At 43.3% G+C, this 418-nt stretch carries 1 protein-coding gene; it reads right to left on the reverse strand.

Annotation, left to right across the window (positions count from 1 at the left end):
* Window positions 1–418 (reverse strand): hypothetical protein (locus ACO0K4_RS19490; RefSeq protein WP_422958334.1); only part of this gene is annotated, 418 nt, incomplete at both ends.

Here is a 418-nt window from a genome sequence, read left to right on the forward strand (position 1 = left end):
GGGCTCCCCCTTCAAAACAGGAAACTTTCCATATGCAAAGAAATTCGAAGACGTCCAGGTTTCTTCTGGCTTCAGAGGGGGGCCAATTAATGATAGGAACTGGTCGAGAGTCCTCAGGAACTCTTGATGCTTGATCCTTGGAGGGTCGGTGGTGTTTTTCTTATAGTTCAGAATCATTACTTGATTATCTCCTTGACCCATTAAATTGCAGGAGATTCCGTTTACAGAAGCAACATATTTTAAGGCCACAATTGTGAAGATTGTCCATCCCTTTTGCCGTAGTCCTTCTATTCCTCCCTTGTGATCACTCCACACGGTTAGACCATCCTTGAGTCTGTTCTTCGTTTCGTCAATCTCTGGTAAGACATATCCGTTGGCTAAGTAAAGTTGAGATTCACTGAACATCTCATAAGATCGT

The organism is Undibacterium sp. RuTC16W, from assembly GCF_049339445.1.
Lineage (GTDB): Bacteria > Pseudomonadota > Gammaproteobacteria > Burkholderiales > Burkholderiaceae_D > Undibacterium.